Annotated in this window: 17 protein-coding genes; 16 read left to right on the top strand and 1 reads right to left on the bottom strand. The window is 33.6% G+C overall.

The features are described 5' to 3' along the window. Position 1: 1 nt before the first annotated feature. Genes ACNFU2_RS06460 through ACNFU2_RS06450 form a run of 3 tightly spaced genes read left to right on the top strand, consistent with a single transcriptional unit; the run spans position 2 to position 1573 of the window. Positions 2 to 475 carry a phage holin family protein gene (locus ACNFU2_RS06460; RefSeq protein WP_418124239.1) on the top strand — a complete coding sequence of 158 codons (474 nt, stop codon included), beginning with the start codon at positions 2 to 4 and terminating at the stop codon, positions 473 to 475. After that, positions 444 to 992 (top strand): hypothetical protein, encoded by a 549-nt coding sequence (locus tag ACNFU2_RS06455; RefSeq protein WP_418124237.1) that lies wholly within the window; start codon positions 444 to 446, stop codon positions 990 to 992. Before ACNFU2_RS06460 ends, ACNFU2_RS06455 begins: the two co-directional genes overlap by 32 nt. Then, a complete protein-coding gene (locus tag ACNFU2_RS06450; protein WP_418124235.1) occupies positions 989 to 1573 on the top strand; it encodes an N-acetylmuramidase family protein in 585 nt (194 codons plus the stop codon). The genes ACNFU2_RS06455 and ACNFU2_RS06450 overlap by 4 nt, the downstream gene beginning before the upstream one ends. An 81-nt stretch (positions 1574 to 1654) precedes the next feature. On the opposite strand, the gene ACNFU2_RS06445 is transcribed toward ACNFU2_RS06450, so the two are convergent. Then, positions 1655 to 2617, bottom strand: a complete 963-nt coding sequence (locus ACNFU2_RS06445; protein WP_418124233.1) for a hypothetical protein — start codon at positions 2615 to 2617, stop codon at positions 1655 to 1657. A gap of 162 nt (positions 2618 to 2779) precedes the next feature. Between ACNFU2_RS06445 and ACNFU2_RS06440 the strand changes: the two genes are divergently transcribed. The 13 genes from ACNFU2_RS06440 (at position 2780) to ACNFU2_RS06380 (ending at position 15603) form a co-directional block, all read left to right on the top strand. Beyond that, the gene (locus ACNFU2_RS06440) at positions 2780 to 3784 is read left to right on the top strand and encodes an acyltransferase family protein (RefSeq protein ID WP_418124231.1); all 1005 of its coding nucleotides are present in this window, start codon (positions 2780 to 2782) and stop codon (positions 3782 to 3784) included. Positions 3785 to 3853: 69 nt separating this feature from the next. Next, entirely contained in the window at positions 3854 to 4159 is a 306-nt protein-coding gene (locus ACNFU2_RS06435; protein ID WP_418124229.1) for a hypothetical protein, read from the top strand. 4 nt (positions 4160 to 4163) lie between these two features. Beyond that, the gene (locus tag ACNFU2_RS06430) at positions 4164 to 4391 is read left to right on the top strand and encodes a hypothetical protein (RefSeq protein ID WP_418124227.1); all 228 of its coding nucleotides are present in this window, start codon (positions 4164 to 4166) and stop codon (positions 4389 to 4391) included. Between the two features lie 107 nt (positions 4392 to 4498). Continuing rightward, on the top strand, positions 4499 to 4675 hold the full coding sequence (locus ACNFU2_RS06425) for a hypothetical protein (protein WP_418124224.1): 177 nt from the start codon (positions 4499 to 4501) through the stop codon (positions 4673 to 4675). Between the two features lie 115 nt (positions 4676 to 4790). Continuing rightward, entirely contained in the window at positions 4791 to 5570 is a 780-nt protein-coding gene (locus ACNFU2_RS06420; RefSeq protein ID WP_418124223.1) for a hypothetical protein, read from the top strand. Continuing rightward, positions 5557 to 6060 carry a hypothetical protein gene (locus ACNFU2_RS06415; RefSeq protein WP_418124221.1) on the top strand — a complete coding sequence of 168 codons (504 nt, stop codon included), beginning with the start codon at positions 5557 to 5559 and terminating at the stop codon, positions 6058 to 6060. Before ACNFU2_RS06420 ends, ACNFU2_RS06415 begins: the two co-directional genes overlap by 14 nt. Positions 6061 to 6067: 7 nt before the next feature. Then, complete coding sequence (locus ACNFU2_RS06410) at positions 6068 to 6379, top strand: hypothetical protein (protein WP_418124219.1); 312 nt, start codon at positions 6068 to 6070, stop codon at positions 6377 to 6379. Between the two features lie 3 nt (positions 6380 to 6382). Further along, a complete protein-coding gene (locus tag ACNFU2_RS06405) occupies positions 6383 to 6694 on the top strand; it encodes a hypothetical protein (protein ID WP_418124217.1) in 312 nt (103 codons plus the stop codon). Positions 6695 to 6704: 10 nt separating this feature from the next. Continuing rightward, positions 6705 to 7142: a hypothetical protein gene (locus tag ACNFU2_RS06400; RefSeq protein WP_418124215.1), complete on the top strand. Its 438-nt coding sequence runs from the start codon at positions 6705 to 6707 to the stop codon at positions 7140 to 7142. Positions 7143 to 7223: 81 nt separating this feature from the next. Beyond that, the gene (locus ACNFU2_RS06395) at positions 7224 to 11345 is read left to right on the top strand and encodes a phage tail tape measure protein (protein ID WP_418124213.1); all 4122 of its coding nucleotides are present in this window, start codon (positions 7224 to 7226) and stop codon (positions 11343 to 11345) included. Continuing rightward, a complete protein-coding gene (locus ACNFU2_RS06390; RefSeq protein WP_418124211.1) occupies positions 11305 to 11745 on the top strand; it encodes a hypothetical protein in 441 nt (146 codons plus the stop codon). The genes ACNFU2_RS06395 and ACNFU2_RS06390 overlap by 41 nt, the downstream gene beginning before the upstream one ends. Continuing rightward, positions 11706 to 13760 (top strand): hypothetical protein, encoded by a 2055-nt coding sequence (locus ACNFU2_RS06385; RefSeq protein ID WP_418124209.1) that lies wholly within the window; start codon positions 11706 to 11708, stop codon positions 13758 to 13760. Before ACNFU2_RS06390 ends, ACNFU2_RS06385 begins: the two co-directional genes overlap by 40 nt. Next, complete coding sequence (locus tag ACNFU2_RS06380) at positions 13750 to 15603, top strand: hypothetical protein (protein WP_418124207.1); 1854 nt, start codon at positions 13750 to 13752, stop codon at positions 15601 to 15603. Before ACNFU2_RS06385 ends, ACNFU2_RS06380 begins: the two co-directional genes overlap by 11 nt. Positions 15604 to 15607 lie beyond the last annotated feature (4 nt).

The following is a 15607-nucleotide window of genomic DNA, read 5'->3' as shown; positions in this document are numbered from 1 at the left end:
AATGATATTAGAACTTATTAAACATGATTATGCCGCTTTATGGCTTAAATTAGTAGTTGTCTCAGGTGCTTGGGGATGTGTACTCCTTGCAATCCTAATAGATCTTTACTTTGGGGTAAAGAAATCCAAAGCATTAGGAGAACATACTTCATCGGAAGGATATAGACGAAGTATTCAAAAATTTAATTACTACTATGCTTTATTAGTATTTGCTTTAATCTTTGATGCTCTACTCCCTATTTCATACTATATGCCATTTCCTTTGTCAACATTACCGATAATAACTTTATTAGGAGCTGTAGCTTTAATTTTTACTGAAGCAAAGTCAGTAAGGGAAAAAGGAGATGCAAAACTTCGTAGAAAAACCGATGCAAGCTTCCGTCAAATAATTGATGTATTGAAAAAGGAAGACATATTAAACAAATTAATTAAAGCGCAATCAGATGAAAAAGAGTCTGCAGATAATAGTATTTAGTTTTGTTTTGTTTTCCTGTGGATCACGACACAAGACCGTTGATAAAAATGAAAGTAAAACCATCTCAGATACTTCAGTAAATATTACTTCTGAAGCTTCTGTAAAGTTTGGTAGAAAAGAATCAAATTTAGAGATCTATGACCTGTCCAAAAGTAAGATCTCCATCATTCCAAAAACGAGCAAATGTGCAGATCCTCAAAACAATTCTGACATCTCTAAAGCTAGGATCATGACAATTAAAGATTCTAAAGGGAATGAAGCTAATATTCCAGTTGATGAAAACTCAGAAATAAATATTGAAAATACTTCTGATCAAGTATCAAGGATTAAAACAATGGAATTAGAACTTGCAGAAATAAAAAAAGAGAAAATTAATCTCCAGGCTACAAATGAAGAATTAAAAAAAGATCTTAAATCTTCTTTGGAAAGTAATAAACCAATGTGGTGGCTTTACGTTTTATTGTTCGTTTCCGGAGTAAGTCTTATACCATTTTTAAAATTAATTGCTAAAAGATGAAAACAATTACTGAGCAGGATTTAAGAAATTCTGCAAATAAACTTAGAACTGATATAGCAACAGTTAAAACAGTGAACGAAGTTGAAAGTAGTGGTTCTGGCTTCTTACCTGATGGCCAGCCTAAAATTTTGTTTGAAGGTCATGTTTTTTGGAGGGAATTGAAAAAAAGAGGAATTAATCCCTTCGAACATTTGAAAGGCAATGAAGATATTCTTTATGAAAAATGGACCAAGAAATATTACAAAGGTGGAGCTGCAGAACATCTTCGATTACAAAAGGCTTCAAAAATCAATAGGGATGCAGCTCTTGCTTCTGCCTCCTGGGGAAGTTTCCAAATTATGGGATTCAATTATAAACTTGCCGGCTATTCCTCATTACAGACTTTTATCAACGCGATGTATGAGTCAGCTGGAAAACAATTGGATGCATTTGTTAATTTCGTTATCAATAATAAACTTGATGATGAATTAAGAAATAAAGATTGGGATGCATTTGCAAAGGGCTATAATGGCTCCGGGTATAAAGCAAATAAATATGATGAAAAATTAGCATCCGCGTATAAAAAATATTCCAAAAATTAATTGAATATTAAATAGGATATATTAAATAATCCCCACCTACTTAAATGGGGATTATTTAATATTAGTACCTCGTTTTAACCACTAATATGGCCCTATACCATCAAAGTAATTATCAATATCTGTTTTGCTTCCGATGAACAGAAACAATCCTTTTGAAAGTATGTTATTCATAACCTTTCTACATATTTCATCGAGGTCAATACTTACGGAATTAAACTCCTCATAATTTAGGTCGTTTTCAAGTTCCGCTCCGTGGATATATTGGGACCTTATCTTATAACACTCTTGAATAAAGTTGTGTGTAGGTACTTTGTCAGCAGTATTGTGATGAACTAAAAATAGCGAAGTTCTTTCTGATGTATTTCTTTTTACAAACCTATCGCTAGTAGAAAACAGACATTCTAAACATGCAATATAATTGGTAATTTTTAATGGTAATAAACCTACACTTCTCGCATTTGTTATGAAAGCCATCGATCGCTCCACCCTGTGTAAGTCTTTATAGTTAATTACTTTTTGCCATAAACCTAATTCACCTCCTTCCATTTCCTTGCTGTAATCTACCTGTAATTTACTTGGCCAATTTTGAAGTTCTCTGACATAAGAAAGTAAATTTGTAAAATCAGAAGGACTGAAATGTGTAGTGTTGATACTTCCAATAGAATTGTATATAATTGGCATTGTACCTCTATAATAGTCTGTTCCTTTAGGATCACATGGTATGTAGAAAAATTGACCCGTATGTACGCTATTGTCTTTTATTCGCCATAAATTAGTTAACACACTTAGAACATGATTTTGAATTTGGTTTTGGTTAAAGTCTTTGAACACATTCACAATCATAAATACATTCCCGTCCTTTATTTTGCTAGAATCGCCGGATCCAAAAATTTCCAAAAATTTTCCAGAATCATAATGCAGCTCTAATTCCTTAAGTCTAGTGACAACGTAGTTTGTAATGGTATAATTTTGAAAGGCAACGAGTGATTTTTCAGCGATTTCCATTCCCCGTATTTCAACAAGGCAGATGTGTGATTGTTCCATGATATGTTTTTTAGTTTTGACCAATATACAATTATTTCGAAATATTCTTTACCTTTAAAATCAATGTGATTTTTTTACATTATTTGTGTTTTTTTAGGGCCTTCATGGGAGTGCCCTTTTATTTTTTTATATTTGCTTATGCACCAATCACACATAAATTCTTTGAGAGGCATTGCAATTCTAATGGTTATATTAGTGCATGTATCGCAGCTCTTTAATTTTACTTCATCATTTGAAAGGGAGATTTTTGATTATGGAAAGATGGGAGTTCAATTATTTTTTATTGCTTCAGCGTATACATTGTGCCTTTCAAGCCACTTCCGGGAAAAGGAAGAAAAGCATGTTTTAAAGTTTTACATTCGAAGATACTTCAGAATATTTCCAATTTATTATTTAGGAATAATAATTTACTATTTGCTTAACCTATATTTTAAGGATCCTGATAATTATACAATCAAAAACATTCTAGCAAACGTTTTCTTTTTCCATGGTCTTGTGCCTTCTGCCAACAATACAATTGTTCCGGGTGGTTGGTCCATTGGTACGGAAATGTTGTTTTATTTGATTTTTCCATTCTTGTTTAAATTTTTAAGCTCTGGAAAATCACTATTAAAGGGATTTTTTTTAATAGTCATAGCACAATTAGTTATATTCTATTTCCAGCGAAAACCAAACTTTAACTATGAATTTTTCTATTTTAACATATTGAATCAGTTATCTGTGTTTGTTATTGGAATATTTTTCTTTTTACATAAAAAGTATCTTACAAATTCAAGAAATTCTGTAATTATTTTTTTACTATTTACATCATTTGGAATACTGATTTCAGGAAATCAAGAGCTGTTTAAATTTGGTGGTTACAGATACGCATTTAGGATTATTCCTATAATCTCAGCAATATCTTTTTGCGCATTGTTTGTGATAGCAGAAGAATTTAAAATTATTAATAATATTGTGTTTCAGAAAATTGGAATCAATTCTTATTCTATTTATATTATTCACTTCATTCTACCATTTTTCGTACTTCCTAAAATGGAAGGGTATTTAATGTTTACTTTAATCTATGGGCTTGTTGTTGGATCCTCATATTTAATTTCTATAATATTAAATAAATACATTGAAAAACCCTTTATTCAGTTGGGAAATAGGATAATTAAAAAAGTATAGATAAAATATAGCTACAATTTGTAGCTGAAAATATTTTGTATTTGTTACAAATTGTATCAATTTTGACAAATGGAAATTAGAGGGGAATTAAAAGCAATACTTCCTGATCGGCTGACAGTCATTTCGAATGATAAGGATCAGGAGTTAGATGTATTTTTTACAGATTCAAAACTGGATGATATAAAAATTTTGATTGTTCCGGAGAAGGTACATTTATCTGTCAGGACTCAGTCTATAGAAATACAAGGAATGAAACTCGGAAAGTTTTGGTTATCTTTCATTATTTCGCCTGGTAAACCATTACCCGAAAAAAGAGGTAAAGGACAAGGCGATTATAATTGGGCTCATAACCAAGTAAATCAAAATAAAAAGTAGAGTTATGGAAGTAAAGGGATTTATAGAAGAAATAGGGCCTAACTATATTAGGCTCCTAACATATCATGAGAAACAAGAAGTAGATATTTTCTTTGATAGTGACTTATTAAAAGAAGCGGTCAGCAATATGAAATTAGGTGCAATGTATATTGGAAATGTGAGAGTTCAAAGTGTTGAAGTAAATGGGCAAAAGCTTGCTAGGTTCTTGATGTGGTTTGGGGGAACGAAATAAAATTTAATTCTCATTAAAAGTAATACCAGGTGAAATCAATTTGATAAATTTTTAATTACTACGGAAACCCGTAAGGTGGCGTAAAAATGTTGTTATAAATTTGAATTATGAAAGTAGCCTTAACACAAATAATTACAAAGAAAGTATCTGGAGAGAAAACACGTGATTTTATGACCGTGAACAGGGAAAAAAATGAGATTCGTTTTGGTATAAACGAAAAGAAGATAATTCTAACTATGGAAGAATATGAAATACTGAAAGAGTTAGATAAAAATATGTTCTAATATTAATTGGATACATTTAAAAATTGAAGTTAAAGCAAAGCACCTGACCTAACAGGTGCTTTTTTTGTCCTTTTTATAGGGAGACAATTTATTACATTGCAGCAAAAATATGGCAATGTCTCAAAATATCTGGATCGCAACTTCCTGGAATGAATTAAACGAATGGCAAATTCAGGAAATAGCTCATCTTTACTTAAATACACCTGCAAAAAATTTTCATGAGGTTTATCCTCAAATGATCGCTATTGTGTATCAGAAAGAAGATACTCCTATCCATAGATTTGAATTGTTTAAGCTGATCAGAAATGTTCCAGCTTCAGAACTTGGAAAATATACTACATTTCTTTTAGAAGAAAACAATTATTATAGATTTCCATCGATTCCAGGACTTATAAAACCTTCGGACCGATTAGGAAACATTTCAATCAGGCAATTCTCCACCATAGATACTTTCTTCCATCAATGGAACCAGGATAGGTCTTTACTTAAATTAAAAAGGCTTGTAGCATCGCTTTACAGAATCAACAAAAAATATGACGATCTGGATCTTTCTGCAGTTGATGCAATTACGAGAGAAATTCCCGTAAAAAAAATGGAAGCAATAGCATTGGCTTATTTGTTTACCAGGATATCAATTTCAGATCAATATAAGGTAGTCTTCCCGGAAGTGAAAGAAGAGTCTGAAGAGGAAAAAAAATTGCAACCAGTCTTCAAGAAAAAAGAACAACAATACATTCCTTTTGACAAAATAATTATTGGTTTATCTATGGATGAATTGCAGCCACTTGGAAAAAAACAAGACATTAACGATGTTCGCATTTATGAGTTTTTGAGTGTTCTGTCGGAAAGTATTTTATATCACAAAGAAAAAGCAAAAGCATATGAAGGAAAATAGCTACATTGAAACTAAGGATTATTTTGAAAATTTGGTTGAACAATCGAATTTTATCAATGAATTTGTGGCTTTTTCCGAAAGAGAATGGGCTGCTAAAAAAGCACAGGTTGGAGGCATAAAAGCTCCTGTTTTGGCATTGTTTCGTTATGAATTGGGCTTTGAAGGTAATGACCATAATACAATAGCGGTTCGAAAATTAGGTTTTGCTATAATGTTTAATAAAATTCCTGCAGGCGATTTTCAAGCGCAATATAATGCTATCTATGAGGCTGAAAAATTAGCTATCAAAATGCTCTCAAGAATAATGATTGATAGTTGTAATCCCAATCATTTCCTATATAATTCATTTATGAAAGAGACTGTTGAAATTAAACCTGTAGAACTTTCCTCCAGTGATTTTGGCGTTGATGTTTTGTTTAGTTTAAAAAATAAACAGATTCTTAAAGTAGATACCAATGACTGGAAAGATTTAGATCAAATTTGTAGATAATTAATTTATGAAAAAAGATATCACTGTAAAAGTTAATTTGAAGTTAGACTCATATGCCATCATGGAAACTGAGTTTGTTGGGATGCCTCCAAGAAAGGAAATAATTACAAGGTTTAGAATGCTTTTAGCTCTTTATAAACTCCAAGAAACTGAGGAGAATTTAGATATTATTGGAAGCTTTATTATTGTACTTAAAAAGAAGCACGGAGTTTCTGAAATGGATATTTTAAAGCATATGATAGAAACAAAGACTCATGGCGTGAGCTTAAAAATGCAAGCAGTAATATCGGCCATCTATTTAGCAAAGTTTAAAAAGTAGCTCATGAATGATTATATCCAGGTCATGAAAGACCTTATTAAAGAACATTATTCCAATACTCCGGAGGGTAATAAAGTCGAAATGCAAACAAGTGATGTTTTGAAATGGTTTAGAGGAGTTATACCTGGAGAACCGATTAATCAACATGATGTTTTCGATGTTCTTACAGAAATGGAATATAAAAAATCACAAAAGATTCTTACAAAACAAGTTCAAACAAAAAAAGGAAATAAGAATTTAGGTATTGAGCCTGAATTTAAAGACGTTGAAATAGGAAGAATCCTGGTCTGGGATCTTTATGACAAATTAGAATAAAAATTCTCTTATGTATCGAAATGAAGAACAAGTTGCAAGAAGAGCTGAAGCAATGCTTGAATCATCTTTGCGATCTAAAACAGCATCTTTTGCAGATCATGTCAACAGGAAAAGTGGACAGAAGTCGGTAAAAGATGCAATTGCAGTTTCAAAAGTTCAAAAATTTGGTCCAAACTTTTACATGAGAAGCTTATCGATCAAAATGCCGAAACATGGATTTATACTAGATGCCGGAGTAGATACTACCAGATCCGGAGGATCCAGAAAACGCAATGAAGGAAATACAACTTACAGCTTCAAATCCCATACAATGAAAATGGCAGCACAACCATTCATTAATGAGGCTGTAGAATCTTCGAGGGTGAAAGATTTTGTAATGAATGAAATTACCAGAATAAGATCTGAAGCGATACTTGTAAACCTAAAAAAGATTTTAGAAAATAGATAGAGATAGCACCTTCAGGTGCTTTTTTTATGTCCTTTCGCAAATTCTCTCTCAAATCGACCTTGCCACAAATTCTCAAGGAAAATGGCAGGTACAACAATTACCACTACCGGTATTTTATACATTAACGGAAATCAGGTTGAAAATACATTTCAAAGTGTATCCCGAATAACCAGGAGGCTAGAATCCGAATTGAAAAAGCTTCCAGTTGGTTCTGCTGAATTTGTAAAAAAAGCTGAAGAATTAAAGCGAGCCAGACAAAGACTTGCAGAAGTTAAAGATGAAATTAACGGAGTCAATGAGTCTATGAATAAAGCTTCAGGATTCCTGGGTTTATTCAATAATGGTTTATTAAAATTTGGAGACACATTTAAAGAAGTCTTTTCTGCGGATCTGGCAGGAAAATTTTTCGATGTTATCATTGACAAAGGCAAAGAAACTATTGATCAGCTCCTGAAAGTTGCTGATGCTATGACCGATGTTGAGAAAACTACGGGAATGTCAACGGAACAAGTCAAGGATCTCTGGACGGAATTTGATGGTATGGACACCAGAACCAGTAAGCTCGACCGTCTTAAAATTGCTGAAGTTGGTGGACGTCTTGGGGTTCCTATCCAGGAAATGAAAGATTTCGTTCAACAGGTAGATAAAGCCTATGTTGCCTTAGGAGATAGTTTCGAGGGAGGACTGGAAGGTGTTGTTGATCAGCTTGGAAAGATTAAAGGACTTTTCAACGATACAAAAAATCTTGAATATGCAGAAGCAATTAATAAAATTGGTTCTGCTCTTAACACTTTAGCAGCTTCCGGAACATCATCTGAGGGAAATATCTCGCAGTTTGCCTTAAGGGTGGGTGCTCTGCCAGATGCATTAAAGCCCGGACTTGATAAGGTTTTAGGTTTAGGAGCCGCTTTCGAAGAAGCTGGTATTGATGCTCAGATTGCTTCTTCCGGATTTTCAAATTTCATAACCAACGCAGCCGAAAATATTGAGGGCTTTGCCATTTCTATGCATATGAGTGTGGGAGAGGCTAAAAATCTAATGAATACCAAGCCAGAAGAGTTTTTCCTTCGTTTTGCTCAAGGTATGAAAGGCCTGGATGCTACTGAAACTGCAAAGGTTTATGCAAGCTTAAAATTAAACTCATTAGAAGTACAAAAGGCTGTGGGTGCTGCAGCTAATAAAACTGATGAGTTTAAGAAAGCGATTAAGACTGCAGGAATCGAAATGGAGAAAATGAGTTCTCTTCAGGACGAATTCAATAAAAAAAATAACAATGCTCCGGCAATCCTGGAAAAGATCAAAAATGCTTATGATGATATTTTTACTTCTACTAACGTCATCAATCAATTTGAAAAACTTATTCAGGTAGTAGGATGGTTAACCGGAGTAACTTCTGAAAGTGGTGATGGTATTAATGTTTTTAAAGAAAGGCTCAAGCTTTTAATTAACATTATAAAGATTGCTGTGGCTGGCTTTATTGGTTATAATGCTGGTGTTGCTTTAAGCGCCTTATTAACCACGAATGCAACTAGAGCCACCTTATTGAGTATTGTTGCTGATAAAGCAAAAGCTGCAGCGGTTTGGTTAAGCCAGGTTGCCATATTAGCTTATAACGTTGCTTTAGGTATTCTCAATCTAAGTTTAAGGAGGGTCCGACAGTCCTTAGCTATTTTCAATGCTACTACAAATGCCAATGGTCTTGGAGTCTTAATTGGGCTAATTGCGGCGGTTGTTACTGCTTACAAAGTGTTTTCTAATGAACTGGATGAAACAGCAAAGAAGAAGAAGATCCTTGATAATATTACAAAAGATGCTTCTCAGAATTCAGCTAAAGAAATTAATAATCTCGATCAACTCTATAAAAAAGCAACCGATGTTAACAAGTCGACAAAAGATAGATTAACAGCTATCAATGAATTAAAAGCTCAGTATCCAGATTATTTCAAAAATATAAAGGATGAGATTATAATGAACGGTAAAGCTGAGGAAAGTTATAAAAGGCTTCGTGATTCAATCATTGCATCAGCTAGGGCTGCTGCTGCTCAAAAAAAATTAGAAGAAAGAGCAGCTGAAAGACTTGAGAGAGATCAAAAAATTGATGAAGACATTGCAGAACAGGATAAAATAATAAAGAATCCTCAATCAAAAACTACTCAGGGAACCAGCTTTTCAGGAGCAAATGAACTTTCCGGCGGCGGTCCTAGAACTTTGTCCAAAGAAGAAGTTGCTGCAGGTGCTGAATACAGAAAAAAGGTTCTAAACAACATCAAAGAGGCACAAAAAAAAGAAGACGAAGAGCAAGATAAATTTTTGCTTGATATCGTAGAAGTCGGGAAGCCAAAGAAAACTGAGGGTACTGGTCCTGAAGTTCCTAAAAATATAGCCCTTCCAGATAAAGATAAAAATAAGGAAAAGAAACTTGCTGATGATCTAGAAAAAGCAAGAGATGCTGTTAACAAGGCTAATGAAGCCAAAACTGAAGCTGATAAAAAAGCAGGAGAACTTGAGAGAAATCGGATTGATGAACAATTTAAAATATGGGAAGAAAATAAGCAGAAAGAATGGGATGTTGAGCTTCAGGATTACGAAAATCGTAAAGCGGAACTTCAGCAACAAACGGCCGAATTTAAAAATCAGATCCAGAAAACCAATGATGAAATAAAAAAGCTGGAGCGTGATAAAAAAGAAACAAAAAATCCTGCAGCAGCAGCTGAATTCGGAAATGCAATTGCGGGTCTCCAGAAAGCGAATGAAAAACGGCAAGGTTTAATTAAGGCGAATGCCACAATTGAAGATCAGTTTTTCCAGACTCACGGTTTCAATTTGTTAAGAATTGAGGAGAAATATATAACTAAAAAATATGAAAAAGATGTTGCAGCACTTCAGAGCTCAGCAGACTTGGAGAGAAAATCTGCTGAGGATTCAATAAACAATATTTCGACGATGAATGAAGCTCGGGAAGCCCTTTCTAAAATGGGTTATCTGAAGCTTACAGAAACGGAATTGAAAGCCATACAAACGCTGGAAGATGCCAAAAAAGCATTAAGAGAAAATGCTGATCGTGCTTATTTAAAATCTCAGGAAGATTTCTTAAAAGAACAAAAAAAGTTACTAGAGAAGTTACTTCAGGATCCGTCATTATCGTCTGAGTCTCTTGAAAAGCTTAAAAAGGATCTTGAGGAGCTAAATAGTAAAATCACTGAAGTTCAATCATCCATGAAGGGTGGATCCGAAGCAGATTCAAAAAAGGTAAAAGAAGAAGGAGATACTGAAAAAGAAAAAGTTGATATCCTTGGTTTTTCTGCTAAAGACTGGGAAACCGCCTGGAAGAACCTTGATACTACAAAAGGTAAACTCGGAGCTGTTAAAATGGTTATTCAGGCCCTTGGTAATGCTTTTCAGGCCTATTATCAATTACAAAACGCTCTTGCTGAGCGTGAGATGGCAAAATTTGAAAAAAATAATGATAAAAAGAAGAAAGATCTTTTAGGGCAATTGAATTCCGGAATAATTACTCAGGCGGAATACAATAAGAAATTACAGGAAATCGATGCAACGACTGCGAATAAAAAAGCAGAAATAGCATATAAACAAGCTAAAACTGAAAGAGCTCTAAAAATTGCGGAAACAATTACCAATACTTCACTGGCTATCATGCAGGCTTATAGCCAGCTTGGTCCAATCGGAGGAACAATAGCAGCTGTTCTGATTGGAACTCTGGGTGCTATACAGCTGGGAACTATTCTTTCAACTCCTCTTCCAGATAAACCAACATTTGCAAAAGGGGGATTCACTTCTAATCAGGGTTTTGGTGGACCTGATGAGACGGGTGAAGTTCCTGCAGGAATTGTTCACGTAAATGAATGGGTTGCTCCGGCTTGGATGCTTCAGAATCCAAGAACAGCCCAGGTCATTGATTATTTAGAAAGTGTTCGCCAGGGAAAAACAACTCCTTTTGCTGATGGCGGTTTCTCTGATCCTGGTTCTGATACCCCAAATGTTAATAGATCTCAGCCACAAACAAATTTAATTGATGTTGTAAGCCAAAACCTGCAGGTAATGTCTGAAGTAAAAAAATTACTTCAAAAAATAGATGAAGAAGGCATTGAGTCCTATATGGTGGCTGACGCTAAAAACGGAAAATTAATGAAAGTAGCAATAAATGAAATCGAAACAATTGAAAATCGAAATGCAAGAAAATAATTTCCAGGATTTGCAAATTTTCGAATCAGCAATCCTTAATGAATGTTGTGATTTAATAAGCCATAGAGCGAAAATAATTACCGGAGAAGATATCTATCTCGTTGGATCTGTTTCAAAAATATTGAATGGAGATTTAACTGAAGAATATAAGATCAAAGACATTGATTTTATTGTTTCAATGTCTGGCTTTCAAAAATTAATCAGGAATAAGGACCGGCTTTTTCCGGAAGCCAGAACCATAGAGCAAAGACCTGAAAGATTAATCATATATCTGAACAGTTTTGCTATAGAAATATGGAATTACATGGAACGAAATACCGACAAACAAAAGAAACTTTTTAATAATAAAATACCTTACTTATGCCAATTAGAACCAAAAAAGAAACTCAATATATTTTAGTTTGTCCACCAGGACATGCTGGCGGTTCTGCATGCTCTACGATCTCTACTATTGTAGATGTTCCGATCAGAGACTGGAAAATTAATCCTCCTCAGTTAAACAAAGTGTGGCAGATGGGAACAGCTGCTCCAGGTCAGCTGTTTCAGGATTTTACGTTTCCTGAATTGGAATTTGTTTATACCTATACAAATTATCGATTTAAAATCAAAAAAAATATTGCTTCGGGATCTGTTGACTTCGTTAAGTTAACATCAACAAAACTGGTAGGAGATGTATTTAATCAAACAAACCTGATTACTGAGAGAGTATTTTGTGATTTTCAGAACCTGGATAATTTATCAGTTGGAAATCATGTGCAGCCTGTCACAATTGAAGCCTACGGAATAGATACAAATAACCAGGAACATTTTGTGGAATCTTATTATACTGAAATCTCAGTAACCGTTCAGGCAGGAACCGGTATTTCAACAGATAAAAACACTTATAATTTGACCTTCAATAAGGCCGATGGACTTTTATCCGGTGATCTTAAAATTATAGTTTTTGTCACGGATCCGGTGACCGTTACTGCAACTGATCCTTTCATTAATCTTACACAAGATTCTGTAAACTCTCAAAGACATTTGAAGTTTCAGAATAATACTGTAATTCAAAATAAGGCTATTGGAAGTTATTCCGGAACTGTTACAATTCAAATAGGTTCAGCAGTAAAAACGGTAACGGTAAATCTGCAAGTAATTAATGATAATACCATATTTTATGTTAATCCATCTACTGTCAATACCTCCATGCAAAAAAATTTGTCGGAGATAAAACAATTTTCATCAACTATTTCGAATCCTAACAATTTAACAATTGTAGTAGAAAGTAAGCCATCATTTATTGATACAGCACTTATTACCAATGGTATTTTAAATTTTACAACTGTAAATTCATCGACACTCGCAGTCGGTAATTATTCCGGAGAAATTCTTCTCCGCTCAGGAACTGTTGTAAAAAAGGTAACTATAAATATTAGTGTTGTTCAGGCAATCACTCACGATTTTAAAGGATCGAACTATTATTTTGCAAAAGACCCTAATAAAGTCATTCTGAATAAAACTGTTTCTTCCTCAACTTATGTTAAAATGACATTGAAAATGTTTTTTAATGGCTTTGGGGAACAGTACCAGGAAGAAGAGGAATATACTTTTCCATATTTTAAAGGTTCTGTTGAAATTTTCCCTGGAGAGGAAATTCAGGATTTCTTTATAAAGGCAAAAGATATAAGAACCTCTCTGGATCCTGTGTATCAATATAGTCTCTCGTTGGTTGAAATGACTTTCAATGAAATGAATGATCTAGATGAAATACAATCTACTTTCGTTATTGATAATTTATATTTCGCACCAGGGAAAAAGCCTAAATGTTTCCCATTATTTACGGATTATCCCATAAGAAGCACATACAGTCAAAGTATAATTAAAATTAATGTTGATAGGCTCTCAGAGAAAGAAGAGTTAAATAAATTATATAGTCAATATAGACTTCCAAAACCCCTTCATACACCGAAATTTAATGTTGATCAGTTCACATTTTTACGCTCAAGCTTTAAAGCAGATCTTCAAAAAAAGATCATAGTTTCAAATGATCTGCAGTTTATTCCGCTTCCGGAACCTGAAAAGGTCATTCATATCGAATGGGAAAATCAAAATTTAGTTTTTGATTGGTTTTCTGCTTCTGGTGATTTTAAAATTCCGGTTGATATTGAAAGCGTGGTTGGTGAGTCCGATGAGTACCTGGAGGAAAAGTTTGACAGTGTCACTAAAAAGAATTTAACTGTCAATACCGGCTGGGTGTTAAAAGAAGAAATTGATTTGGTCACTGATTTATTGAAATCGCGATTATGCTTTATTTACGCTGAAGGAGTTAGATATAAGGTATATCCTGTCACTAATAAAAATGAGTTGAAGGATTCGGGGAAAAATACTTTTTCTATGGATATTGAATTTAAAATTTTAGAGAATGAGGACTAGAACTGATCAATTTGTCACTGAAAATTCCATCATTCGACTGACTGGAATTGAAACGAATTTTACGGAAGAAAACCCGCGTTTTAAGGATTCAATTTGGACCAAATATACATTACCATTCAAGTATTATTATAAGAGAAATTTTCTAAGTGAAAATGGCCAATATTCATCACTTAATAATAGCAGCTTAAAGCAAAAACATGAAGGATATCACGTATTTGAAGGAAAAATTAGAAAGGGAGTTCTCGAGTTTTTAGAAATAAGAAAAAAATGGGCTAGTATTCAAATTGATTCCGGATTCGAAGAGCTTCCAAATTTTGAAAAAAAACTTAAGTATCTACCGGTAGAATTTAAACTTGTTAATGATATTTATAATCATGCTAATGAAATAGTTTCAAAGAAGTATCCGGAAACTAATTATAACTTTCCAAAGCTTTACACTACTCAATATGATACAGAGCAGGATGGATGGAAGAACTTCAGCTCATTTATAAATGATAGAATATTAATTTCGGGAACTAATATTAAAGAATTTCCCCGTAATGAAATTCAAGAAAATGCCAATGGTTGGGATGTTCTTAATAGAAATATCATTCAACCTGTACCATACTTATTACATGTCCTGAAGGCTGGGTTTCAGGATGCCGGATTTACTCTTCAGGGAGATATCCTGGAAGATCCGCAGCTGAAGCAAAAAGGTATTTATTCTCCGGAACAATATTATACTACTGGAGAGCAAAAATATCAAAAGACGTTTGTGTTTTCTGCTGAATTTTTTGATAACGAAATCGTTGCAGGAGAAATCTTTGGCCATTGGATTAAAAAATTTAAAATTGATGCTCCAGGTAAATATCGTTTTGTAGGAAGTTGCTTGACCAACAATAATGGAAATTGTTCCCTTACTATTAAGAAAAATGGGGTAATTCTAAATGTTTATGGAAGTGGAACTACCTCTCCGTTTATTAATTTTGATCAGGTTATTGAAATCGAAGTTGATGAAGCTGAAACTGCTCCGGAATTCAGCTTTGAGTATTTTGGAAGGGTTTTTAGTGATCGTTTTAATGTGGAAGGTGTAAATATTGGAATTGCAGAAATTAAGATCAATCCAATGCGACAGAATACAACCTCTGGAGATCCGATTCCGTTCGTTTTTAATTTTGACAGAGTAGATCTAAGAAGAGCTCTTCCGGATATGACTTTTGGAGATTTAGTAAATACGATCAAGAACTGGAGAAATTATGATCTTTCCTTTGAAAACAATGTTGCAACGATGAACCGGATCGTAATTGATAAATTAGTTGAACCGGAGGATTTTAGAGAATTTGAAATTGATGATCCAATCCGGAAAAGAAATGATAAGAAGTTCTTCAATATTAAGTTTCCAGATGTAGAAGGTGTACAGCTTGATGATGTTTTTTTTGATGAAACTGGATATGTACTTAACAAGCCTATTTTACCAAAAGATACTACTGAAATTGTTATTAATGGATTCTGTTTGCCATTGGAGTCATTTAGAGCTGTAACAACTGCAAAAGTTTATGATGAAAGTAATTCTTTAATGTTGGTTCATTATGATGGTCTTGACCAGAATGGAGATAATCACGCCAAAAACCCTGATGGTTTGCACGGAACTTTTTTCGCTGATTCAGTTAAAGATTGGTTTTTGAATAGACTTACTAATTTCACGTATCAATGGACTTTTTTAATATCAAAAGCAAAGATCCGGAAGTTCAATATTAGATCAGAAATTTTCGCCTATAATAAGAAACACTGGATTAAATCCTGGGTGAAAAATTCAGTTTCTAAAAAATATTATTCAGTGGAAATAGAAACGGAGACTTTTTAGTCTC

Source organism: Chryseobacterium sp. PTM-20240506 (genome assembly GCF_048296755.1).
Classification (GTDB): domain Bacteria; phylum Bacteroidota; class Bacteroidia; order Flavobacteriales; family Weeksellaceae; genus Chryseobacterium; species Chryseobacterium proteolyticum.
Note: the sequence above shows the minus strand (reverse complement) of the source record. Positions and strands in the feature narration are given on the sequence as shown.

What these genes read in the sequence shown, in the direction of transcription:
- ACNFU2_RS06460 (WP_418124239.1), top strand. Translation starts at nt 2, where the DNA reads ATGATATTAGAACTTATTAAACATGATTATGCCGCTTTATGGCTTAAA.
- ACNFU2_RS06455 (WP_418124237.1), top strand. Translation starts at nt 444, where the DNA reads ATGAAAAAGAGTCTGCAGATAATAGTATTTAGTTTTGTTTTGTTTTCC.
- ACNFU2_RS06450 (WP_418124235.1), top strand. Translation starts at nt 989, where the DNA reads ATGAAAACAATTACTGAGCAGGATTTAAGAAATTCTGCAAATAAACTT.
- ACNFU2_RS06445 (WP_418124233.1), bottom strand. Translation starts at nt 2,617, where the DNA reads ATGGAACAATCACACATCTGCCTTGTTGAAATACGGGGAATGGAAATC.
- ACNFU2_RS06435 (WP_418124229.1), top strand. Translation starts at nt 3,854, where the DNA reads ATGGAAATTAGAGGGGAATTAAAAGCAATACTTCCTGATCGGCTGACA.
- ACNFU2_RS06430 (WP_418124227.1), top strand. Translation starts at nt 4,164, where the DNA reads ATGGAAGTAAAGGGATTTATAGAAGAAATAGGGCCTAACTATATTAGG.
- ACNFU2_RS06425 (WP_418124224.1), top strand. Translation starts at nt 4,499, where the DNA reads ATGAAAGTAGCCTTAACACAAATAATTACAAAGAAAGTATCTGGAGAG.
- ACNFU2_RS06420 (WP_418124223.1), top strand. Translation starts at nt 4,791, where the DNA reads ATGTCTCAAAATATCTGGATCGCAACTTCCTGGAATGAATTAAACGAA.
- ACNFU2_RS06415 (WP_418124221.1), top strand. Translation starts at nt 5,557, where the DNA reads ATGAAGGAAAATAGCTACATTGAAACTAAGGATTATTTTGAAAATTTG.
- ACNFU2_RS06410 (WP_418124219.1), top strand. Translation starts at nt 6,068, where the DNA reads ATGAAAAAAGATATCACTGTAAAAGTTAATTTGAAGTTAGACTCATAT.
- ACNFU2_RS06405 (WP_418124217.1), top strand. Translation starts at nt 6,383, where the DNA reads ATGAATGATTATATCCAGGTCATGAAAGACCTTATTAAAGAACATTAT.
- ACNFU2_RS06400 (WP_418124215.1), top strand. Translation starts at nt 6,705, where the DNA reads ATGTATCGAAATGAAGAACAAGTTGCAAGAAGAGCTGAAGCAATGCTT.
- ACNFU2_RS06395 (WP_418124213.1), top strand. Translation starts at nt 7,224, where the DNA reads ATGGCAGGTACAACAATTACCACTACCGGTATTTTATACATTAACGGA.
- ACNFU2_RS06390 (WP_418124211.1), top strand. Translation starts at nt 11,305, where the DNA reads ATGAAATCGAAACAATTGAAAATCGAAATGCAAGAAAATAATTTCCAG.
- ACNFU2_RS06385 (WP_418124209.1), top strand. Translation starts at nt 11,706, where the DNA reads ATGCCAATTAGAACCAAAAAAGAAACTCAATATATTTTAGTTTGTCCA.
- ACNFU2_RS06380 (WP_418124207.1), top strand. Translation starts at nt 13,750, where the DNA reads ATGAGGACTAGAACTGATCAATTTGTCACTGAAAATTCCATCATTCGA.